This window comes from Streptomyces sp. NPDC042002 (genome assembly GCF_055588305.1).
Window position 1 is genome coordinate 253,461 of sequence record NZ_JBVJCT010000004.1, and the last position, 22,388, is coordinate 275,848.

Below are 22,388 nucleotides of genomic sequence, written 5' to 3' on the forward strand. Positions count from 1 at the left end.
CGGCGCAGGGGGCGCTCCCCGCCGTTCGGGGCCCCGCCGCCGTGCCGCGGGGAGCCGGTGTCAGCCCTGGGCGGCCGTGGCCCGCAGGGCGATGCGGTGCTCGCCCGCGTACACGTTCATGTTGGCGCCGCGCAGGAAGCCGACCAGGGTCAGGCCGGTCTCCGCCGCCAGGTCGACGGCCAGCGACGACGGAGCGGAGACCGCCGCGAGCAACGGGATGCCCGCCATCACCGCCTTTTGCGCCAGCTCGAAGGAGGCCCGGCCGGAGACCAGCAGGACCGTCCGGGAGAGCGGGAGCGTACCGTTCCGCAGGGCGCGGCCGACCAGCTTGTCGACCGCGTTGTGCCGGCCCACGTCCTCCCGTACGTCGACCAGCTCGCCGTCCTCGGTGAACAGCGCCGCCGCGTGCAGGCCCCCGGTCCGGTCGAAGACCCGCTGGGCCGCGCGCAGCCGGTCGGGGAGGACCGCGAGCAGGTCGGGCTCCAGCCGCACCGGGGGAGTGGTGCCGCCCTCCGTGTCGTCGATGGTCCAGCGGGCGGTCGTACGGACCGCGTCCAGACTCGCCTTGCCGCACAGACCGCACGACGACGTCGTGTACACATTGCGTTCGAGCGAGATGTCGGGGATGACGACACCGGGCGCCGTCCGTACGTCGACGACGTTGTACGAGTTGGAGCCGTCCACCGTGGCGCCCGCGCAGTACACGATGTTCTGCAGCTCGTCGGCCCGGCCCAGCACCCCCTCGCTCACCAGGAAGCCCGCGGCCAGCGCGAAGTCGTCGCCCGGGGTGCGCATGGTGATCGCCAGAGGCTTGCCGTTGAGACGGATCTCCAGCGGTTCCTCGGCGACGAGCGTGTCCGGGCGGGTGCTCACGGCACCGTCCCGGACACGGATCACCTTGCGTCGTTCCGTGACTCGTCCCATGACGTGATCAGTCCCGCTTCCGTACGTGCGGCCGGCCGGATCGGCCCTTCCTGCGGCGGTTGCCGTGCGGGTCACCGGATCGTCGGGCGGGGAGGCGACCTTCACGTCCTCATTGTCCCGCATGCCCGCCGCGGGCCGGACCCGCATGCGCGCCACGGTCCGGACACCTGCACGCGCCGCGGTCCGGTGGTCCCGTACGCGCGGAGCGGGCCGCCCCCGGCCCCGGCCGTCGGCGGCCCGCTCCGCGCTCATGCCGCCGTCCGCAGCGCGAGCAGATCCGAGATGGCGTACACCGTACGCAGTGTCGGCACCGGTACCCCGGTGATCTCCGCGAGTTCCACGACGGCCGCGAGCAGCACGTCGAGTTCCAGCGGCTTGCCGCGCTCCAGGTCCTGGAGCGTGGAGGTGCGGTGGTCGCCGACGCGCTCGGCACCCGCGAGACGCCGCTCGATGGACACGCCCACCTCGCAGCCGAGGGCCTCGGAGACGGCCAGCGTCTCGGTCATCATGATCTCGATGACCTTGCGCGTTCCGCCGTGCAGACACATCTGCCGCATCGTGGCACGGGCCAGCGCGCTGATCGGGTTGAAGGAGATGTTGCCGAGCAGCTTGAGCCAGATGTCGTTGCGCAGGTCCGGTTCGACCGGGCATTTCAGCCCGCCGTCCCGCATGGCGTCGCTGAACGCCCGGCAGCGCGCCGAGACGGACCGGTCCGGTTCCCCGAGGGAGAACCGGGTGCCTTCGAGGTGACGGACGACGCCCGGTCCCTCCAGTTCGGTGGCGGCGTACACGACACATCCGACGGCCCGCTCCGGCGCCAGCACCGCGCTGACCGCGCCGCCCGGGTCCACGCTCTCCACGCGATGGCCGTCGTGGGGTCCGCCGTGCCGGTGGAAGTACCACCAGGGAACGCCGTTCTGGGCGGCGATCACCGCCGTGGTGCCGTGCAGCAGTGGCTCGATGAGCGGCCCGCACGCCGCGTACGAGTTGGCCTTCAGGCCGAGGAAGACGTAGTCGACCGGGCCGATGTCGGCCGGGTCGTCGGTGGCGTGGACGCGCGCGGTGAAGTCCCCGCGCGGGCTGATGACGTGGACGCCGTGCTGCCTCATGGCCGCCAGATGCGGTCCACGGGCGACGAGATGCACGTCGGCGCCCGCGCGGTGCAGAGCGGCGCCGACGTAGGCGCCGATCGCACCGGCGCCGAGAACTGCGACTCTCACTGTGTGGCGCTCCGTTCGGTCGAGGGTACCGAGGAACTTCCGAACTCTGTCGACGAAATATTGTCTACAGGATGGAATGGGCGGGGGCAAGGGGTGGGACGACGGCAGGGGTATCAGGAGCCGTTCGTACGGTGTCCGCGGGGCGCGGTCCGTACGACCGCCCGCCGGACCGTCACGACCGCCCGCCGGACCGTCGACGACACGGCCGGATCCCGGGCCCGGCGGTGTCCGACCGGGCCCCGCGGTCCGTACGACCGCGTGCCGGACCGTCGACGACACGGCCCTCCCGGGTCCGGCGGTGTCCGGCCGGGCTCGCCCTCAGGCCCGCCCCGTGACCGTTCGTCGCGTCAGGGATACCGCTCATCGCATACGGTCGACGAGTTCGCGTCACGCCGCTTCACAGCCGAGCGACCGCTTCCTATCGTCCCGGATCATGAGCCCTCCTGTCGCACCGCCCGGTTGGAGCCGCTGGCTCGTCCCGCCGGCCGCCCTGTCGGTCCATCTCTCCATCGGCCAGGCCTACGCCTGGAGCGTCTTCAAGCCGCCGCTCGAATCCGCGCTCGGCCTCAGCGGAACCCAGAGCGCGCTGCCCTTCCAGCTCGCGATCGTGATGCTCGGCCTGTCGGCCGCGTTCGGCGGCACGCTCGTCGAGCGCAAGGGTCCGCGCTGGGCGATGACCGTCGCCCTCGTCTGCTTCTCCTCCGGCTTCCTCATCTCCGCGCTCGGCGCCGCCACCGAGCAGTACTGGCTGATCGTCCTCGGCTACGGCTTCGTCGGCGGGACCGGTCTCGGCATCGGCTACATCTCGCCCGTCTCCACGCTGATCAAGTGGTTCCCGGACCGGCCCGGGATGGCCACCGGCATCGCGATCATGGGATTCGGCGGCGGCGCGCTGATCGCCTCGCCGTGGTCCGCCCAGATGCTGAAGTCGTTCGGTTCGGACTCCTCGGGGATCGCGCTCGCGTTCCTCGTGCACGGGCTGACGTATGCCGTGTTCATGACGCTCGGTGTGCTCCTGGTCCGCGTGCCGCGCGGCGAGAAACCGGCCGTGTCCGGGCCGAGCGCGCTCGACGGGGTCCAGGTCTCCGCGCGGAACGCCGTCCGCACCCCGCAGTTCTGGTGCCTGTGGATCATTCTCTGCATGAACGTGACCGCGGGCATCGGCATCCTGGAGAAGGCCGCCCCGATGATCACTGACTTCTTCGGGGACACCTCCACGCCGGTGTCCGTCTCGGCGGCCGCAGGGTTCGTCGCCCTGCTGTCCGCGGCGAACATGGCGGGCCGCATCGGCTGGTCCTCGACCTCCGACCTGATCGGACGCAAGAACATCTACCGCGTCTACCTCGGGGTCGGCGCCCTGATGTACGCGCTCATCGCCTGGCTCGGGGACTCCTCCAAACCCCTGTTCATCCTGAGCGCGCTGGTGATCCTCTCCTTCTACGGCGGAGGCTTCGCCACGATCCCCGCGTATCTGAAGGACCTGTTCGGCACCTACCAGGTCGGCGCCATCCACGGCAGGCTGCTCACCGCCTGGTCCACCGCCGGCGTCCTCGGCCCGCTGATCGTGAACCGGATCGCGGACCACCAGAAGGCGGCAGGCAAGCACGGCGCGTCCCTGTACGAACTGTCGTTCCTGATCATGATCGGGCTGCTCGCCGTCGGCTTCGCCGCGAACGAGTTCGTACGGCCCGTGCACGCCCGCCACCACATCCCCGCACCGAGGGAGGCCGCCGATGTCGCACGACAGCAGCCCGAGTCCGCCTGACCGGCGAGCGCTGATCGCCTTCGCCTGGCTGTGGGTGGGCGCACCCCTGTGCTACGGCCTCTACGAGCTCGTACAGAAGGCGACGCAACTGTTCTCGGGGTAGGTGTTCGGGCTTCCGAGGGCCTGACAGAAGCCGACAAGCCTGGCGTCGCAATCCTGTGGCATCACCTGCCGTCGTACCCGTGAGTCACGGAACAGACTGGTGGATCCCGCTACCCGAAGCACGAGGGGGACCACTCATGAACGGCTCACGGATCGCCGCCGTCGGCCATTACCAGCCCGCCAAGGTACTCACCAACGAGGACCTGGCGGGCCTGGTCGACACCAGTGACGAGTGGATCAGGAGCCGCGTGGGCATCCGGACCCGCCACATCGCCGGGCCCGACGAACCGGTCGACGAGCTGGCCGCGCACGCCGCCGCCAAGGCGCTCGCCTCGGCCGGTCTGACGCCCGGCGACATCGACCTCGTCCTCGTGGCCACCTCCACGGCCGTCGACCGTTCCCCGAACATGGCCGCCCGGGTCGCCGCCCGCCTCGGCATCCCCTCGCCGGCCGCGATGGACGTCAACGTCGTCTGCGCCGGTTTCACCCACGCCCTCGCCACCGCCGACCACGCCGTGCGCGCCGGTGCCGCGACCCGGGCGCTGGTCATCGGCGCCGACAAGATGAGCGACGTGGCGGACTGGACCGACCGCACCACGTGCGTCCTCGTCGGGGACGGCGCGGGGGCCGCCGTCGTCGAGGCCTGCCCCGCGGGCGAGGAGCCCGGCATCGGACCGGTGCTGTGGGGCTCGGTGCCCGAGATGGGCAACGCGGTACGCATCGAGGGCACCCCCTCGCGGTTCGCGCAGGAGGGGCAGAGCGTCTACCGCTGGGCCACCACCCAGCTCCCGCCGATCGCCCGCAAGGCCTGCGAGCGGGCCGGCCTCGTGCCCGAGGACCTCGCCGGAGTCGTCCTGCACCAGGCCAACCTGCGCATCATCGAACCCCTCGCCCTGAAGATCGGCGCGGTCAACGCCGTCGTCGCGCGCGATGTCGTCGAGTCCGGGAACACCTCAGCCGCGAGCATCCCGCTCGCCTTCTCCAAGCTCGTCGAGCGCGGCGAGATCTCCACCGGCGACCCGGTCCTGCTGTTCGGCTTCGGCGGCAACCTCTCCTACGCGGGCCAGGTCGTCCGCTGCCCGTGAGACGGCCCGAGCCGCTCGTCCGGCCCTCGCGTCCCCGGGTGTGACAAGCCCGACTCCTCTGCCTGCCATGCGTTTGCGCGCCGTAGACTGTAGGCGAAAGACAATGGACAATCGACTTTCCTATCGCGGCGACGGCGCTGCCCAGGAGGGACCGTGATGTTGTCGACAGGACTGCCTCAGGGAGCGGTACCCAAGCTCGAACGGCCCGGTCCGCTCCGTGACCGCGTCTACGAGGCGCTGCTCGAACTCATCACCACCCGCGCCCTCCGGCCGGGCCAGCACCTCGTCGAGAGCGAACTCGCCGGCCATCTCGGCGTGTCCCGGCAGCCCGTGCGCGAAGCCCTCCAGCGGCTGAGCACCGAGGGCTGGGTCGATCTGCGTCCCGCCCAGGGCGCGTTCGTGCACGAGCCGACCGAGGAGGAGGCGGACCAGCTCCTCACGGTCCGTACGCTCCTGGAGGCCGAAGCGGCCCGGCTCGCCGCCGCCAACGCGGGCACCGCCGCCATCGGCGCGCTCGAAGCCCTGTGCGCCGAGGGCGAGCGGGCGGTCGCCGAGGACGACGTGGACGCCGCGGTCGCGATGAACGCGCGGCTGCACGCCAAGGTCATGGAGCTCGCCGGCAACACGGTCCTCGCCGAGCTCGCCGCGCAGGTCGACCGCCGGGTCCGCTGGTACTACACGCCGGTGGCCCGGCAGCGCGGCCTGCAGTCCTGGACCGAACACCGCGAACTGATCGCCGCGATAGCGGAACGCGACGGACAGCGGGCCACCGCGGTCATGCGGGCCCACACGGAGCACACGCGGAAGATGTACCACGACCGCGAGAAGTAGTCCCGCGAGCGGACCCGCCCCACCCACTTCGTCCGGCGCTGCGCGAGCCGGGCGGGGACGCCGGCAGGGACCGGCGCACGCACGCATCCGAGGGTGGCCCTCTCCGCCAGGTCGCGGAGAGGGCCACCCTCGTGAGGAAGGCTCGTGCTCAGCCGACCGGTTGTGGCCGTGGTGCCGTGGTGTCCGCCGTGCTGCGCCCCGGCTGCCGCAGCAGCAGGGCGACCGCGGCCGCCACCATGGAGATGCCGCCGGCCAGCGCGTACGCGCCGTCGTAGCCCCAGGCGGCGACCACCATCGAGCCGAGCCCGCCGCCGAACAGACCGCTGACCAGCTTTCCGCTGTACACCAGCCCGTAGTTGGTGGCGTTGTAGTTCTCACCGAAGTAGTCCGGGGTCAGGGCCGCGAACATCGGGTAGAAGGCCCCGCCGCCGAACCCGGAGAGGAAGGCGAAGAACAGGAACAGCGCCTCGCTGTGGATGTCACCGGCCCAGATCACGCCGAACTGCGCGAGCCCGAGGACCAGGATGACGAAGACCAGGGTCCGCTTGCGGCCCCAGGTGTCGGACAGCCAGCCCACCACGCCCCGGCCGACGCCGTTGACGACGGCCATCACGCCCATCGACGAGGCCGCCACCAGCGGGCCGAATCCCACGTCCTTGGCGTAGTCGACCTGGAAGGAGATCCCGAAGATCGACACACCCGCCGTCATCACGAGCGCGATCCACATCAGCGGGAGCATGCCGGTCCTGACGGCCTCCTTGGGGGTGAACTGCTTCACGGCGGGAGGGTTCTTGGACAGACTCGCGGCGCCCTTCGCGGAACCGCCGTACGTCAGCGGGTCGATGTCCGCGGGCCACCAGTTCTTCGGCGGGTCCTTGAAGAAGAACGCGGCGGACAGCACCACGATCATCACGTAGCAGCCGATGAGGTCCAGTACGCGGTGGTAATTGGCCGTGTCGAAGGCGTAGTTGAAGATGAAGATGAACGGCAGGGAGCCGTACGCGAATCCGCCGTTGACGAATCCCGTCCGCGCGCCCCGGCGTTCGGGGAACCACTTGCCGACCATGTTGATGCAGGTCGCGTACACCAGGCCGGACCCGACGCCGCCGATGACCCCGAAACCCAGGATCGCCAGCAGGACGTTGCTCAGGTGCGAGAGCGCGAGGAAGCCGACCGCGCACATGACCGAGCCCGTGTACATGGCCTTGCGGGCCGTCAGGATGCCCTTCTCCCGCAGCCAGCCGGCGGGGAAGGCTATGCCCGCCTGGAAGAAGACCCAAATGCTCAGGATCCAGAAGGTGTTGCTCTGCGTCCAGCCGTGGGCGTGGGACAGGGTGTCCTCGGCCGAGCCGTACGCGTACTCGAAGACGCTGATGGCCATCATGGCGGCCCACGGCAGGTACACCATGAACTTCCGTGAGTGGCCCAGGATGTCCCGGTCCGTCTCGCCGACCCGGTAGACACGGCCCCGGGCGTCCGTGACCTCCCGGTACGCGCGCCCCGGGGCGCCGGGGTCGTCCGGCGTGTCCTTCTCCGCGATGGGTTCCGTCGTCATCAGGCCATCTCCTCGCCGAGCGGGTGCGGATTGGGAACGATGCCGCGGGCCCGCGGCCGGCCCGGTGCCCTGAGGAACAGGGCCAGTACGGCGGACGCCAGGCCGACGGACCCGGCGAGCACGAAGGCGCCGTGGTAGTCCCACGCGCCGACGACGACCGCGCCCATGCCGGAGCCCACGAGGCCCGAGACGAGCTTCGAGCTGTAGACCATCCCGTAGTTGGAGGCGTTGTTGTTCTCGCCGAAGTAGTCCGCCGTCATGGCCGCGAACAGCGGGAAGATCGCGCCGCCGCCGAAGCCGGAGACCATGGAGCAGAACAGGAAGAACGGCATGCTGCCCAGCCGGCCGGAGACCAGGACACCGAACTGGGCGGAACCCAGCACCAGACACACGACGATCAGCGTTCGGCGCCGCCCGAAGCGGTCGGATATCCAGCCGATGACCCCGCGCCCGGTGCCGTTGACGACGGCCTTCAGGGACATCGCCGTGGCCACGATCCCGCCCGCGAAGCCCATGTCCTTGCCGAACGGCACCTGGAAGGCGATGCCGAAGATGTTGATCCCGGCCGTGCACAGCAGACAGAGCCACATCATCCAGAGCACGGGGGTCCGCGCGGCCTCCCTGGGGGTGTACTGCTTCACCGACGGCGGGTTCTTCTCCAGCGCCCGCCGGATCTTCGGGTCGTCCGGCACCTTCAGCGGGTCCACGTGGGCCGGCCACCAGCCCTTCGGCGGGTCCTCGAAGAACCAGCCGGCCACCGCGACCAGGGCGCAGCAGAGCAGACCGACGCCCACCAGGACGCCCCGGTAGTCGCCCGGATCCAGGTACGAGGTGAACAGGAAGACGAAGGGCACGGACCCGTAGGCGAAACCGCCGTTGACGAAGCCCGTCTTGCCGCCCTTGCGCTCCGGATACCACTTGCCGACCGTGTTCACGCAGGTCGCGTAGACGAGACCCGCGCCGATGCCGCCGCACACGCCGAAGCCGAGACAGGCGACCGTCACATGCGGCGCGAACGCCAGGGACAGATAGCCGAGCAGGGTGCCGAGCGCGCCCAGCAGCATCGCCGTACGGGCGGGGAGCCTGCCGCTCTCACGCAGTCGCCCGGCAGGGAAGGCCACGGCCGCCTGGAAGAAGATCCAGACGCCCATCAGCCAGAAGATGTGTCCGCTGCTCCACGGACGGGCCTCGTGGAGTGTGTCCTCGGCCGAGGTGAACGCGTACGCGGCGGAGCTGACGCCCAGCATGCCCACCCAGGGCAGGAAGACCATCCACGCGCGTCCGCGGCCCATGATGTCGATGTCGGTCTCGCCGACCCGGTACACGCGGCCGTGGCGGTCCCTCACCTCCCGATGAGGGACCGCAGTCGAGTAGTCGGTGATTGTCATGTCGATCGAGCACCCCTTGCGTCGAAAGATCTGGTCAGCGCCCCCTGCCAAATGCCTTTCGTGCGCTCACGGGTCCCGGGGGGGGGGGGGGGGGGGGGGGGGGGGGGGGCTCCCCCCCCCCCCCCCCCCCCCCCCCCCCCCCCCCCCCCCCCCCCCCCCCCCCCCCCCCGCGCACACTCATGTCATGAGCGGCCCCCCGACATCCCTGCCGCGCGCGTCGATGGGACGGCTCGCCTTGAGCCGGGTTCCTGTTTCATCGGGTGACGTCCTTCGCTCGCGCGGAGGGTCTTGCTTACCCTCCGCAGGCGTTTGGGTCGCCGCACGTCCCGCGGCGACCTTGGATCCTTCGGTACGGTGCGGCGGGCGGCGTCACATCGCGGTCGTGGACGGCGCCGCAGCCGGTGCAGGTCCACTCCCGGACCGTCGGCGACCAGCCTGCCGTCGGCGCCGTCAGCGCGCGGCGCCCTTCGCGTCGGGCGCCGTCGAGGAGCGTCCGCACCCTCGCCACCCGGTCCTGAGCCGCTGTCTCAGATCACCCCGCCCGCCTTCAGCAGCCGCAATTCCTCGTCACCGAGCCCGAGTTCGCCGATGTAGATCTCCTCGTTGTGCTCGCCGAGCAGCGGGGAGGCGGTGATGTCGACGGGGGAGTCGGAGAGTTTGAGCGGGCTGCCGACGGTGACGTAGGAGCCGCGCTCGGGGTGCTCGACCTCGACGACCATGTCGTTGGCGGCGAGCGACGCGTCCTCGATGATCTCCTTGGTGGACAGGATCGGTCCGCACGGGATGCTCTCGGCGTTGAGCCGCTCCAGCACCTGCCACTTGGGCAGCGTGGTGGTCCACTCCTCGATGAGCTGGAACATCTTGGCGAGCTTGGGCAACCGGGCCTGCGGGGTGGCCCATTCGGCGTCCTCGGCGAGTTCGGGGCGGCCGATCAGCCGCGTGAGCGGCTTCCAGCCGCCGGGCTGGACGATGACGTAGACGTAGTCGTTGGGGCCGCCGGGCGCGCACTTGACGGCCCAGCCGGGCTGGCCGCCGCCGGAGGCGTTGCCCGAGCGCGGGACCTCGTCGCCGAAGTCCTCGTTGGGGTACTCGGCGAGCGGCCCGTGCGCGAGCCGCTGCTGGTCGCGCAGCTTCACCCGGCAGAGGTTGAGGACGGCGTGCTGCATGGCGACGTTGACGCGCTGGCCGCGTCCGGTGCGGGTGCGCTGGAGGAGCGCGGCGAGGATCGCGGCGACGGCGTGGACGCCCGTGCCGGAGTCACCGATCTGGGCGCCGGTGGCCATCGGCGGACCGTTCTCGAAACCGGTGGTGGCCATGGAGCCGCCCATGGCCTGCGCGACCACCTCGTACGCCTTGAAGCCGGTGTAAGGGCCGTCCCCGAAGCCCTTGATGGAGGCGTAGACGATCCGCGGGTTGATCTCGCGGACGCGGTCCCAGGTGAAGCCCATCCGGTCGATCGCGCCGGGGCCGAAGTTCTCCACCATGACATCGGAGCGGCGGATCAGTTCGGTCAGGAGCTGCTTGCCGCGCTCGGTCTTGGCGTTGAGGGTGATGCTGCGCTTGTTGCTGTTGAGCATGGTGAAGTAGAGGGAGTCGGTGTCCGGGATGTCCCGCAGCTGGGTGCGGGTGATGTCACCGGACGGCGCCTCCAGTTTGACCACGTCGGCGCCGAGCCAGGCCATCAACTGGGTGGCCGAGGGCCCGGACTGAACGTGCGTCATGTCCAGGACGCGGATGCCTTCGAGAGCCTTGGTCGTCACAGGTCACCTCACTTGTCCGTTGCCTTGAGCCGCCCCGATGCCGTCGGCCGTGGGCCCAGGTTCGTACATTGCATACAGTCGACGAATACTGTATGAAGGTTGTTATCCCGCATTCGACGGGTGATGTCCAGGGGTCGTGCACCACTTTCAGGACAGGAGCCGAATCGTGGACCTGTACGAGCATCAGGCGCGGCAACTCTTCGAGGAGTACGGCATCCCGGTGCCGCGCGCCGAGGTCACGGACTCGCCCGGGGAGGCGCGCGTGATCGCCCGCGGGCTCGGCGGCCGGGTCGTCGTCAAGGCCCAGGTCAGGACCGGCGGGCGCGGCAAGGCGGGCGGTGTGCGGCTCGCCGAGGACCCCGCCGCCGCCGAGCGGACAGCGCGCCGGATCCTCGGCATGGACATCGAGGGCCACCCGGTCCGCACCGTGATGCTGGCCCAACTCGTGGACATCGAGAGCGAGTTCTACGTCTCGTACGTCCTCGACCGTGCCGCCGGACGCTTCGTCGCCATCGCCTCCGCCGAGGGCGGCACGGAGATCGAGGAAGTGGCGGCGACCAGGCCGGAGTCGGTGACGCGCGTCCCGGTCGACCCGGCGGAGGGAGTCACCTCGGCGAAGGCGACCGAGATCGTACGGGCGGCCGGCCTGCCACCGCGGACCGCCGACATTCTCATACGGCTCTGGCAGGTGCTCACGCGCGAGGACGCACTCCTCGTCGAGGTGAACCCGCTCGTCCGTACCACCCAGGGGCAGCTCCTGGCCCTCGACGGCAAGGTGACCCTCGACGACAACGCCCGTTTCCGGCAAGCGCGTTGGGGCGAGCAGGAGGACCCGCACGCGGGCCCGCTGGAGGCGGCGGCCGCGGCCAGGGGTCTCAACTACGTGAAGCTGGACGGCGAGGTCGGCGTCATCGGCAACGGCGCGGGCCTCGTCATGTCGACCCTCGACGTGGTCGCGGGCTGCGGCGCCCGCCCCGCCGACTTCCTCGACATCGGCGGCGGGGCGTCCGCGCGGATCATGTCCGACGGCCTCTCCGTCGTGCTGTCCGACCCGGACGTCAGGGCCGTCCTCGTCAACGTCTTCGGCGGGATCACCGCCTGCGACGCGGTCGCCGAAGGCATCGTGCGGGCCCTGGACACCGTACGGCCGACCAAGCCGCTGGTGGTCCGGCTCGACGGCAACAACGCGGCTCGGGGCCGCGCCGTACTCGGCGACCGCGCGCACCCCTTGGTGCACCAGGCCACCACCATGGACGAAGCCGCCCGGCTCGCGGCCCGGCTCGCCAACACCACCTGAAGGAGCGGGACATGGCCGTCTTTCTCACCAAGGAGTCCAAGGTCCTCGTCCAGGGCATGACCGGCGCCGAGGGCATGAGACACACCCGGCGCATGCTCGCGGCCGGCACGAACGTCGTCGGCGGCGTCAACCCGCGCAAGGCCGGACGGACGGTCGAGTTCGACGTCCCCCGGCACCCCGAGGGCCTGGGGAGCGCCCCCACGAGCGTCCCCGTCTTCGGGTCGGTGCGCGAGGGGATCGAGGCGGCCGGCGCGGACGTGAGCGTCGTGTTCGTGCCGCCCGCCTTCGCCCGTACGGCCGTGCTGGAGGCCGCCGACGCCGGGATCGGTCTCGCCGTCGTCATCACCGAGGGCATCCCCGTCCACGACTCCGTCGCCTTCTGCGCGCACGCCGCCGGCCGGGGCACCCGTGTCATCGGCCCCAACTGTCCCGGCCTCATCACCCCAGGACAGTCCAACGCGGGCATCATCCCCGCCGACATCACCAAGCCGGGACGCGTCGGCCTGGTCTCCAAGTCCGGCACGCTCACCTACCAGCTCATGCACGAACTCCGTGACACCGGCTTCTCGACCTGTGTGGGCATCGGCGGAGACCCCGTCGTCGGCACCTCTCACATCGACTGCCTGGCGGCCTTCCAGGACGACCCCGACACCGAGCTGATCGTTCTCATCGGGGAGATCGGCGGCGACGCCGAGGAGCGGGCGGCCGCCTTCGTGCGCGATCACATCACCAAGCCGGTCGTCGCCTACATCGCCGGATTCACCGCCCCCGAGGGCCGCACCATGGGCCACGCCGGCGCCATCGTCTCCGGCTCCGCGGGCACCGCCCAGGCCAAGAAGAAGGCCCTGGAGGCGGCCGGGGTGCGGGTGGGCGGCACCCCGGCCGAGACGGCACGGCTGGTCCTGGCCCGGCTGGAGGAGCGGGCGACCCGGAGTGATGTCACTCATAGTTGACGTGAGGTGACTGCCGGAAGCCGTACGACCTCACTACCTTCCCCTTACGTACGCGACGACTGTTCGCGCGGGCCCGTACGACCTGCCGATCGGCAGAAGCCGGGCCCCCCGCCCCCGACTGTGCACCGAGAGCGGAGACACCCATGACAACCCTCGACCCCATCCCTGTCACCCCCACCCCCCTCGATCTCGGCCCCCTCAACCCCACCCCCCTCGTCCTCAAGTCCGGTACGTCCTGGACCGACGCCTGGCGGCGGTGCCTCGCCGTCGCCCCCGAGGCGTTCCGCGACGACCGGGTGCTCAACCTCTGGAACTCCGGCTGGCAGGCGGACGGCCGGGCCCTGCCCGCCACCAGCCCCGTCGACGGCAGCCCCATCGCGGGACCGCCCCGGCTCGACGGCGCCACCGCCCGGCAGGCCGTCCGCGCCTCCCTCGACCAGCACCGGGCCTGGCGCCATGTGCCCCTCGCGGAACGCCGGGCCCGCGTGGCGGCGACACTGGACGCCCTCACCGAACACCGTGAACTGCTCGCCCTCCTGCTGGTCTGGGAGATCGGCAAGCCCTGGCGGCTGGCCCAGGCCGACGTCGACCGGGCGATCGACGGCGTGTGCTGGTACGTCGAAGGCATCGAGCCCATGGTGGAGGGCCGGGCCCCGCTCGACGGACCCGTGTCCAACATCGCGAGCTGGAACTACCCGATGAGCGTGCTCGTCCACGCCATGCTGGTCCAGGCGCTGGCGGGCAACGCGGTCATCGCCAAGACCCCGACCGACGGCGGCGTCGCGTGTCTCACGCTGGCCTGCGCGCTCGCCGTGCGCGAAGGCGTCCCCGTCACCCTGGTCAGCGGCAGCGGAGGTGAGCTGTCGGAGGCGCTCGTGCGCGCGCCCGAGATCGGCTGTGTCTCCTTCGTCGGCGGCCGGGACACCGGCGCCGCGGTGGCCACCGCCGTCGCCGACCTCGGCAAGCGCCATGTCCTCGAACAGGAGGGGCTCAACACCTGGGGCATCTGGAACCACACCGACTGGGACGCCCTGACGGCGGTCGTCCCCAAGCTCTTCGACTACGGCAAGCAGCGCTGCACCGCCTACCCGCGCTTCGTCGTCCAGCGCGACCTGTTCGACGACTTCCTCGCCGCGTACCTGCCGGCCGTCCGCACCCTGCGGACCGGCCACCCCCTCGCCGTCGAGCACCCCGACGACCCCTACCCGTCGCTGGACTTCGGCCCGGTCATCAACGCGGCCAAGGCCAAGGAACTGCACGACCAGGTCGCCGAGGCCATCGACCGGGGCGCCGTCCCGCTGCACCGCGGCAGGCTGTCCGACACCCGCTTCCTGCCCGGCCAGGACACGTCGGCGTACGTCCAGCCCGTCACGCTGCTCAACCCGCCGCCGTCCTCGCCGCTGCACCACGCGGAACCCTTCGGCCCGGTCGACACCATCGTCCTGGTCGACACCGAGGCCGAACTGCTCGCCGCGATGAACGCGTCGAACGGAGCGCTGGTCGCCACCCTGTCCACGGACGACGAGGCGACGTACACCCGACTGGCCCCGCAGATCCGCGCGTTCAAGGTCGGACACAACAGGCCCCGGTCCCGGGGCGACCGCGACGAACTCTTCGGCGGCTTCGGCGCGTCGTGGCGCGGCGCGTTCGTGGGCGGGGAACTGCTCGTACGGGCGGTGACCCAGGGCCCGGCGGGGGAGCGGCTGCCGGGGAACTTTCCGGAGTACCACTTGATGCCGTGAGCCCACCTCGGTGAGGGCCGCCGGGTGAGCCTGGCGGGTCCGGTGAGCCTCATGAGGTGGGAGTGGGCGGCGTCCGTCATCGGGCGCCGCCCTACGGGACGGACGGGTGTGCCGGGTCCCACCGGGGCGGGGCCGCCCAACGCGCCGCGTCGGCTACCCGATGCCCTGCCGGTCCGGTCGCAGCGCGAAGGCACGGTCCGACGCCTCCAGGCCCGACCGCTCCACGGCCTCGATGAGCAGCGCGCGGTGCCGGAGCAGTGGCTCGCGGCGGTCCGCGGGAGCGATCGCGGCCAGATCGTCGAGCCCGGCGATGATGCGCCGGGTGACCTGCGGGCTGCCGATCGCGCAAGCCCGGATCTCGGCGAACCCGAGATCGACCAGCTCGGTCCAGCCCGGTACGGGTTGCACCAGCCGCACGCTCCCGCGCCGGTCGCGATGGAGCGCCGCGTCGAGGGGCCGGCCGGCGACGGCGGCCAGGAACTGCACGATGCGGTCGATCGCCTGCACGGCCGTGGTCGGGTCGTTCACCGCGGCCGACAGCGCCCGCAGCCCGATGTCGGAGAGCTGCCGCAGCCCGAACGCGAAGTCCTGGTGGAAGGTGCGCTCCACCCCGACGGACACCGTGTAGCTGAGCGACCGCCCCGCGGGGGCGGGACCTCCGTGCACCGCGAGCAGCGGCGTGCCCGGTACGACGAAGTCCCCCATCCGCGGGATCAGCCGCAGGACGACACCCTGTTGCCGGGCCGCCTTCACCAGCCGGGCGATGTTCACGTCCCGCAGGACGCCGGCCCGCCCGTGGTGGACGACCCGGGCGGTCTCGGGCCCGAGTGTGTTCTCCTCGCCGGACGAGCGGGCCACCGGCATGCGCGCGACGACCTTGAACGCCTCCCGGGTGATGCGGTCGATGACATGGCTGACGCGCATGAGCCGCAGCGTCTGGTTCACGTACAGCACGAAGAGCAGGAGGCTGAGCCCCAGCATCAGGAGCGTCAGAACCGACTGGACCAGGGGGACCGAGGTCACCTTCCGCGCTTCGGCCTGCCCCTCGTACGAGGTCAGCACCAGGAGCGACAGCAGGAAGGTCGCGAGGAAGACGGCGAACGTGGCCTTGGTGATCCGGCTCCGCACGAAGATCCGCACCACGCGGGGACTGAACTGCCCGCTCGCCATCTGGACGGCGACCAGCGAGATGCTGAAGACCACACCGATGAAGGTCATCATCGCCGAGCTGACCACGGTGACCACGGTCTTCGCGTCGTCGGCCAGACGCAGCAGATCGTCCAGCGTGTCGTAGTCGTGCGCCCTCCGCAGCGCCTCGACGATCGCGGTGTCGAGCTCGGTGGCCAACCCCCACACCACGAAGACCAGCACCATGGCCATGGTGGGCGCGAACCAGAACGTGTCCCTCAGATGCTCCCGCAACGGCGACAGCGCCCTCGGCCGCCGCCCTTCCCGCAAACCCCCGGTAGTCATCCAGTCGCCCATGGTGAGACTGTAAGCGCACCCCCACGCCGCCCCGCGGACCCGCTCCGGAGCCCGGATATGCAGGTGAAAGGCACTCCGAAACCTTGGTATTGTTGTCCATGTCGCCGCGGGGAACACCCCCGGCCAGGCGGCAGACACCTAGTCCGGGTGGCGGAATGGCAGACGCGCTAGCTTGAGGTGCTAGTGCCCTTTATCGGGCGTGGGGGTTCAAGTCCCCCCTCGGACACAGACGGGGACGTTCGCGAGACCGTCCCGAAGCGTTCACGAATAACCGGTCGAGTCATATGACTCACCGGTTTTTCGTCGTTCCCGGGACCTTCGGGGAGCGGGGCGCCGCGGGTGTGTCACTCGCGTGGCGGGGGCCCGGCCGAATCGGTCGGCGGCCCGGCCGTCCCGACCCTCACGTTCGGGCAGTCGACGAAGGTGGCCAGGTGCGCGCCGCCGGCCCGGCTTCGGGCCGTCAGTTCGGCAACCGGGCCGTCGTCCAGCCCGTCCACGGCGACTCCCGGCCCCGACGTCACGTAACACGTCGGTCATCAACTCTCGCTTCCAGCTCGGGAGTTACGCCAGTTATCGTACAGACCCGCTTTTACGCGAACATCTGCCAGCCCCTACGCTCACCTCGAGTGAGAGGTGCCCTGCATCAAATCCGCGACGCAGGCAGAAGGGGATGAGATGGAATCGAAGGCATACCTGGAGTCGAGTTCATTCGAAGACGAATGCATGCGGAGGCTGTATGAATTTGTGCTCAGTCGGGACGTCAGCGAAGAAATTAACGTCGAGGAGGTGGCCCTACAGCTCAATCTTCCGGTCGGGGACACCAGCCTCGCACTGGCCGCGCTGACCGAGATGGGCCTCCTGCGGGACCGGCCGGGGTGGGGGCTCGTCGCGGTGGCACCCGACGAGGCGGTCAGCCGGGTGCTCGGTCCGCTGGAGCTGGAGATACGTACCCGGCGGGTGCGGGCGGAGGAGACCCGGCGGCGACTGATGTCCTTCCTTCCGGCGTTCGATGCCCATCTGACCGCGGGCGGCAACCGTCGGCAGGTCGAACTCATCGACAACCTCGCCGACGTGCGGGTAGCCATCGCCGAGCTCTCGGCGAAGTGCAGAAAGGAGATCCTGACCGCGCAGCCCGGGGGTGGGCGAAAGGAGAGTGTGCTCAATGAGGCCGCGCCGCGCGACTACGACACTCTCCAAAGGGGGGTGAAGATGCGCATCCTCTATCAGCACACGGCACGTTCGAGCCGGGGCACCCACTCCTACGTCCAGGAAGTGACCCGCCTCGGTGCGCAAGTGCGCACACTCGACGACCAGTTCATGCGGTTCCTGATCTTCGATCGGGAGTGTGCGATGTTCGCGGTCTCCGACGCTCCGGACTCCGCCGCCTTCATCAGGGACCCGCACGTCGTGGCTTTCATGGTCGAGGCGTACGAACGGCTGTGGCTGGCGGCCGAGCCCTTCTCGGTCGATTCCGACACCCAGCCGGAGACCACGGACGATCTGAAGGAAGCCATCATCAGGCTGCTCACAGCCGGTATGACGGATGCGGCCGTCGCGCGTCGACTGGGCATGTCCGTGCGTACCTGCCGACGCCATGTCTCCGAGATCATGACCGGACTTGGCGCCGCGAGCCGTTTTCAGGCCGGCTATCTGCTGGCCGTCCAGGAGTAGTCCGCGCGGTTCCGGCGGACGCGCCAGCGCAGTCGCCTCCGCCGAGGCTCGCTCCCAGTCGAGCCGTGCCGCTCGACCGACCTCGCGTGAACTGTCGGCACCGGCTTGTCGGTGCCCGCCGGTTCCGCCCATGACATCACGTACCGAGCGGCGAGATATCGCAGACTATGTCGCTTTCGTTCGGCAGACATCATGCTGCCATGCAGCTTGATGCTCGGCTGTGACAAGCCCAACCAGCCCTCGGTGATGGCACCTTGAGGGCAGGTCAACTCCCGGTCGTTGCAGCGTCGCAAGCGACCTGGGATGTCGAGGAAGGCTGATCAACGGAACGCGTGGGGGCGGGCTTTGAAGCGCTTCGGCAAGATGCTTGTGGTGAGTTGTACGGCCTCGCTGGCCGTTCTGATGGCGGGCGGGACGGCAGAGGCCCAGCAGCCTCCTGCGCGGGAGGCGGCGGCCGCGGCTGCCAACGACACCGGCTGGGGATGAGCGATCCGGTCACTCGTCGACTCCGCTTCCGGGAGCCGGGCGGTCGAGCCAAGGAACATCATTGTCAATAAACGGTCTTTACAGGAATCTTCCGGCATACCCGGACCGGCGGATGCGCTTCTTCTCCGTGGACGGGAAATCGGTCACCAAGACCTTTCCGGAAGTATACGACGATGTGCTGCGACTCATGTCGGAGCTGCGTGACTGCGGTGTCGGGGCCGGAGATCTCGTAGGAGTGGCCGGCCCGAATTCCTACGAATGGGTTCTCGCGGACCTCGCCCTGCTGGGTCTGGAGTGCGTGGTCGTCGCGCTGCCCGTGGAGCGGCAGGCGGAGGCGGCCGAGCTCGCCGAGAAGTACCAGCTCTCGGCGGTGCTGCTCACCAAGGGGCCGCCCGTCGACTCCCCGCCTCCCGACGGAGTCGGGTTGCTGGAGAAGCGGCCTCTGTCCTTCGTGAAGAGGGTCCCGTCAAGCGGCGGCGGCCGGCTCGCGCCGGCCGCGGATGTCTTCTCCATCGCCTTCTCCTCCGGAACCTCGGGGAGCAAGAAGGGCCTGCTGATGTCCAAGAAGGGTGTCGAGAACACCATGCGGACGTCCGCGGAGGCATGGGAGGTCAACGAGAGCGACAACCTGCTCATTGTCATGCCGTTCTCCAACTTCCAGCAGCGGTACCTGATGTACACGGCTGTCAGATACGGTCTCGACGCGACGGTCGTCGCTCCGGAGCGGATGTTCCAGAAGCTCAAGGAGTTCGAGCCGACGATCATCCTCGGACCGCCTTCGTTCTTCGAGATCGCGTACAACAGGGTCAACTCCGGCAGTGGGCGCGACAGGATTCCCTACCTCCTCGCGGCCGCTCTGCACCGCGTCGCCCCGGGCCGGGCGAGCCGTCGGCTGCGGGTGAGGCTGGGGCGCAAGTGGATGGGCATGTACGGCTCGCGTGTCCGTCTCATGCTCACCGGTTCCGCCCCGGTTCCGCCCCGGACGGTCAAGCTCTTCCAGCAGCTCGGCGCTCCGCTGTTCGAGGTCTACGGGAGCACCGAGATCGGCTGGATCTCGTTCAACCTGCCGAAGAGGCACCGGATTCGCAGCGCCGGCCGGCCGGTCGACCGGATTCGTGTCGAGATCGGCGACGACGGCGAAGTGGTCGTGGCCACGGAGCAACCGCAGTGCCTCGGCTATGTCTTCGCGGGGGAGGAGACCCAGAGTTCGGTCTTCCTGCCCGGAGGCAGGGTGGCCACCGGGGACCTGGGCCGGTTCGACCGCTCGGGATTCCTGCGGCTCGTGGGCCGGAAGAAGAACGTCATCGTCACGCGGAGCGGGGTGAAGATCAACCCTGAGGAGCTCGAGCTGGCGGTGGAGAAGAGCTGCCGGATCAAGAAGGCGATGGTGGCTTCGCCTGGCCAGGAGGGGAGGCTGACCTGCGTCGTGTGGCTCGACGACTGGCAGTCCACCGAGCGCACGGCCGAGGTGGAGTCGTTTGTCAGCGAGTCGAACAAGAAGCGGGAAGCCTCCCACCGGATCGCGGAAGTCGTCTTCAGGCCGGAGACCGAATTGACGGTCGAGGACGGTCTGTTGACGAGAAACCTGAAGGTCGACAGAAGCGCGGTCATGCGAAGAATATTCAGCGAGAGCACCCGGGCGGGATGATGGACAAGGGCCATGTGAGCGACGACGAGATCTGCCGGCTCATCGCGAGTGTGATCTCGAAGGCTGCGGCCAAGAAAGGGGTCACGCCGGAGAAGAGTCTGCGCGGCGACCTGGGCATCGACTCGCTCGGACTCATGAGCATCGTCTTCGTCCTGGAGGAGAAGGCGGGGATCGACGCCTTCAGCCAGGTGGAACGGTTCGTGGGAGCCGAATTCGTGTCGGACATCATCAAGATCGTACGGCAGAGCTGAGAGGCCGGTTCCATGAGCGACTCCCCAACGATCATCGACTTCCACAGTCATATCGCCTCCGAAATGTGTTTTCCGAAGTCGTTCCAGGACGGCGTCGTCGAGAACATGACCGTGGCGCTGGAGAGCCGTGGCCTGCCCGTGACCCGGGAGAAGGTCGCGAGAATGCACGCGGGAACGCTGACGGATCCGCTCTGCGACGAGCTGGTCAGGCAGATGGACGAGGCCGGGATAGCGGAATCGGTTCTGCTGCTGCCGGACTTCACCTATGCGCTCAAGGACAGCACGCACACCATCGAGGAGCTCATCGAGCACCACAGGGTGGTCGTCGAACGCCATCCGGGCCGGTTCCGTGTGCTGGTGGGCGTGGATCCGAGGTGGGGTGCGGACGGTCTGGCGCTCTTCGAGAAGGCGATCGTCGATTACCGCTTCGACGGGATGAAGCTGTACCCGCCGTGCGGATACAAACTGTCGGACGAACTCCTCTACCCGTACTACGAGATATGCGCGCAGTACGCGCTGCCCGTCCTGTCGCACATCGGTGCCACGTCGCCCGTACTCGATTTCGAGATCGCGCAGCCCATTTTCGTGGACAAGGCGGCCAGGGACTTCCCCGGTATCGATTTCGTGCTGGCGCACGGAAGCGTTCACTATCCGGACGAGGTGGCCATGCTGTGCAACAACCGGCCGAATATCTATGTGGATGTCAGCGGCTATGAGGCCTTCGGCGTCGAGGCGTTGAACAAGCTGTTCCGGCGGGGAATCAATCACAAGATCATTTTCGGTACCGACTGGCCGGTGTTCCGGCTCCAGGGCCGCCAGTTGAGCCTGGTCGAGAAGCTCGAAAAGGAAGGCGCCTTCCCGGAGGGTATGTCCTCTGCCGACCGGGACCTCTTCTTCCACAAGAACGCGGCGCGGTTGCTCGGGAAGAACAAGCTGAAGTCGACGGTGGCCGGCACGGGTGGCGGCTGACCGCCGGCCCGGCCGCACCGATCCTCTCGCACGATCAACGAAGGGTATGAAGGTGACTGAAAGCGTGACGGAAACCGGGTTCCTCGGACTGACCGACGAACAGGTGGAATTCTTCAAGGAGAACGGCTTCGTCGGTCCGTTCGACCTCTACGAGGAGGGCCAGGCTCCGCTGCTGTGGAACCAGGCCATGATCGAGATGGTCACCTCCGAGAACAAGCCGCACAACTCGACGATCATCAACTACGACCGTCACCTGGACTGCAACACGCTGTCCGAGCACGTCGGCCGGCCGGAGATCATCCACAAGCTCCGCAGCCTCATCGGCGACGACATCCTGTGCTGGAAGACGAACATCTTCAAGAAGGCGCCGGGCGAGGCCGGCACGGGCTGGCACCAGGTCGAGACGTTCGTGGTCGGTGAGACCACCACCTCGGCCGCTCCCTCCCTCAAGTACACCGAGGAGAGCGAGATGTTGACACAGGAGCTGACTGTCTGGACCGCGTTCTCCCCGGCGGGCAAGGAGAACGGCTGTCTGCGTTACATTCCCGGCAGCCACAAGAGGTGGTACTACGACGAGAGCAAGCCGCTCTCGCGGAACGTGGAGAGCAAGTCCCACGACTTCTTCGGATACGACTACGCGGAGCTCAAGCTCGACAGCGACTGGGATCCGAACGACGAAGAAGTCTTCGAAATGGAGATGAAGCCGGGCCAGTTCGTCATCTTCCTTGCCAAGTGCATCCACGGTTCCCTGCCGAACGTCAGTGACACCACGCGTCTGGGATTCGCCTCACGCTATGTGTCGCCCTCGGTGAAGGTGTACGAGAACGTCGACAGCCTGAGCGAGTTCGGCGACACGATCAGCCTCGACTACCACGGCAGTGTCCTTGTCTCCGGCGAGGACACGTACGGGCACAACCGGATCCACGAGAAGAACCTGAACGGCTTCGCCTTCAAGAAGGTCGAATCCGATGAGCGCTGACGAATACCGCAAGAACCTTGCCGAGTTCCTCGCGACACAGCCGATGACCAAGGATGTGACATACGAGGACGTGGCGCGGGCGACGACGAGGGAAGAGCTCGGGATCAGCTCGCTGAACATCATCCTGGTGATCGTGAACTACATCAAGGAGCGCGCGAACGACAGCGTGCAGCTCCAGCCGGAGTGGGTGTCCAGGCTCGGCGACATCGAGGGCATCGTCTCCGTCATACGTGAGATCGACGAGCTCGGCTCCGTGCGGGCGACCGCGTGATCCCCG

19 protein-coding genes and 1 tRNA gene are annotated in these 22,388 nt (G+C 69.1%); 14 read left to right on the forward strand and 6 right to left on the reverse strand.

The features are described 5' to 3' along the window. Positions 1–60 precede the first annotated feature (60 nt). Both fdhD and ACZ6KY_RS08810 read right to left on the reverse strand, forming a co-directional pair. Positions 61–924, reverse strand: coding sequence for a formate dehydrogenase accessory sulfurtransferase FdhD (gene fdhD / locus ACZ6KY_RS08805; RefSeq protein WP_469309592.1), 864 nt, complete (start codon positions 922–924; stop codon positions 61–63). A gap of 248 nt (positions 925–1,172) precedes the next feature. Further along, positions 1,173–2,423, reverse strand: coding sequence for a 2-dehydropantoate 2-reductase (locus ACZ6KY_RS08810; RefSeq protein ID WP_469309593.1), 1,251 nt, complete (start codon positions 2,421–2,423; stop codon positions 1,173–1,175). A 154-nt stretch (positions 2,424–2,577) separates the two neighbouring features. Here ACZ6KY_RS08810 and ACZ6KY_RS08815 point away from each other — a divergent pair, with 154 nt between their 5' ends. The 4 genes from ACZ6KY_RS08815 (at position 2,578) to ACZ6KY_RS08830 (ending at position 5,927) form a co-directional block, all read left to right on the forward strand. Further along, the gene (locus ACZ6KY_RS08815) at positions 2,578–3,909 is read left to right on the forward strand and encodes an OFA family MFS transporter (RefSeq protein ID WP_469309594.1); all 1,332 of its coding nucleotides are present in this window, start codon (positions 2,578–2,580) and stop codon (positions 3,907–3,909) included. After that, positions 3,878–4,012, forward strand: a complete 135-nt coding sequence (locus ACZ6KY_RS08820) for an MFS transporter small subunit (RefSeq protein WP_453281428.1) — start codon at positions 3,878–3,880, stop codon at positions 4,010–4,012. Before ACZ6KY_RS08815 ends, ACZ6KY_RS08820 begins: the two co-directional genes overlap by 32 nt. A gap of 136 nt (positions 4,013–4,148) precedes the next feature. Beyond that, the gene (locus tag ACZ6KY_RS08825; protein ID WP_469309595.1) at positions 4,149–5,096 is read left to right on the forward strand and encodes a beta-ketoacyl-ACP synthase III; all 948 of its coding nucleotides are present in this window, start codon (positions 4,149–4,151) and stop codon (positions 5,094–5,096) included. A 156-nt stretch (positions 5,097–5,252) separates the two neighbouring features. After that, positions 5,253–5,927, forward strand: coding sequence for a GntR family transcriptional regulator (locus tag ACZ6KY_RS08830; RefSeq protein WP_469309596.1), 675 nt, complete (start codon positions 5,253–5,255; stop codon positions 5,925–5,927). A 148-nt stretch (positions 5,928–6,075) separates the two neighbouring features. Here the strand turns inward: ACZ6KY_RS08830 and ACZ6KY_RS08835 are convergent, their stop codons facing one another. From ACZ6KY_RS08835 to frc, 3 genes are all read right to left on the reverse strand, one after another. Next, entirely contained in the window at positions 6,076–7,482 is a 1,407-nt protein-coding gene (locus ACZ6KY_RS08835; protein ID WP_469309597.1) for an OFA family MFS transporter, read from the reverse strand. Next, on the reverse strand, positions 7,482–8,870 hold the full coding sequence (locus ACZ6KY_RS08840) for an OFA family MFS transporter (RefSeq protein WP_469309598.1): 1,389 nt from the start codon (positions 8,868–8,870) through the stop codon (positions 7,482–7,484). Before ACZ6KY_RS08840 ends, ACZ6KY_RS08835 begins: the two co-directional genes overlap by 1 nt. 527 nt (positions 8,871–9,397) lie before the next feature. Further along, a complete protein-coding gene (gene frc / locus ACZ6KY_RS08845) occupies positions 9,398–10,630 on the reverse strand; it encodes a formyl-CoA transferase (RefSeq protein WP_469309599.1) in 1,233 nt (410 codons plus the stop codon). 166 nt (positions 10,631–10,796) lie between these two features. Here frc and sucC point away from each other — a divergent pair, with 166 nt between their 5' ends. From sucC to ACZ6KY_RS08860, 3 genes are all read left to right on the forward strand, one after another. Then, positions 10,797–11,927: an ADP-forming succinate--CoA ligase subunit beta gene (sucC, locus tag ACZ6KY_RS08850; protein ID WP_469309600.1), complete on the forward strand. Its 1,131-nt coding sequence runs from the start codon at positions 10,797–10,799 to the stop codon at positions 11,925–11,927. An 11-nt stretch (positions 11,928–11,938) separates the two neighbouring features. Then, on the forward strand, positions 11,939–12,880 hold the full coding sequence (gene sucD, locus ACZ6KY_RS08855; protein ID WP_469309601.1) for a succinate--CoA ligase subunit alpha: 942 nt from the start codon (positions 11,939–11,941) through the stop codon (positions 12,878–12,880). A gap of 143 nt (positions 12,881–13,023) precedes the next feature. Then, positions 13,024–14,622 carry an aldehyde dehydrogenase family protein gene (locus tag ACZ6KY_RS08860; protein ID WP_469309602.1) on the forward strand — a complete coding sequence of 533 codons (1,599 nt, stop codon included), beginning with the start codon at positions 13,024–13,026 and terminating at the stop codon, positions 14,620–14,622. Between the two features lie 153 nt (positions 14,623–14,775). Here the strand turns inward: ACZ6KY_RS08860 and ACZ6KY_RS08865 are convergent, their stop codons facing one another. Then, positions 14,776–16,107, reverse strand: coding sequence for a DUF2254 domain-containing protein (locus tag ACZ6KY_RS08865; RefSeq protein WP_469309603.1), 1,332 nt, complete (start codon positions 16,105–16,107; stop codon positions 14,776–14,778). Between the two features lie 141 nt (positions 16,108–16,248). Between ACZ6KY_RS08865 and ACZ6KY_RS08870 the strand changes: the two genes are divergently transcribed. From ACZ6KY_RS08870 to ACZ6KY_RS08900, 7 genes are all read left to right on the forward strand, one after another. Further along, positions 16,249–16,333 (forward strand) — tRNA-Leu (locus ACZ6KY_RS08870). Positions 16,334–16,740: 407 nt separating this feature from the next. Then, the gene (locus ACZ6KY_RS08875) at positions 16,741–17,778 is read left to right on the forward strand and encodes a LuxR C-terminal-related transcriptional regulator (RefSeq protein ID WP_469309604.1); all 1,038 of its coding nucleotides are present in this window, start codon (positions 16,741–16,743) and stop codon (positions 17,776–17,778) included. A gap of 547 nt (positions 17,779–18,325) precedes the next feature. After that, positions 18,326–19,912 (forward strand): AMP-binding protein, encoded by a 1,587-nt coding sequence (locus ACZ6KY_RS08880; RefSeq protein ID WP_469309605.1) that lies wholly within the window; start codon positions 18,326–18,328, stop codon positions 19,910–19,912. Then, entirely contained in the window at positions 19,909–20,163 is a 255-nt protein-coding gene (locus tag ACZ6KY_RS08885; RefSeq protein ID WP_469309606.1) for an acyl carrier protein, read from the forward strand. The genes ACZ6KY_RS08880 and ACZ6KY_RS08885 overlap by 4 nt, the downstream gene beginning before the upstream one ends. Before the next feature lie 12 nt (positions 20,164–20,175). Then, on the forward strand, positions 20,176–21,132 hold the full coding sequence (locus tag ACZ6KY_RS08890) for an amidohydrolase family protein (protein ID WP_469309607.1): 957 nt from the start codon (positions 20,176–20,178) through the stop codon (positions 21,130–21,132). Between the two features lie 64 nt (positions 21,133–21,196). Next, positions 21,197–22,111, forward strand: a complete 915-nt coding sequence (locus tag ACZ6KY_RS08895) for a chlorinating enzyme (protein WP_469309608.1) — start codon at positions 21,197–21,199, stop codon at positions 22,109–22,111. Further along, positions 22,101–22,382 (forward strand): hypothetical protein, encoded by a 282-nt coding sequence (locus tag ACZ6KY_RS08900; RefSeq protein ID WP_469309609.1) that lies wholly within the window; start codon positions 22,101–22,103, stop codon positions 22,380–22,382. Before ACZ6KY_RS08895 ends, ACZ6KY_RS08900 begins: the two co-directional genes overlap by 11 nt. Positions 22,383–22,388: the final 6 nt, after the last annotated feature.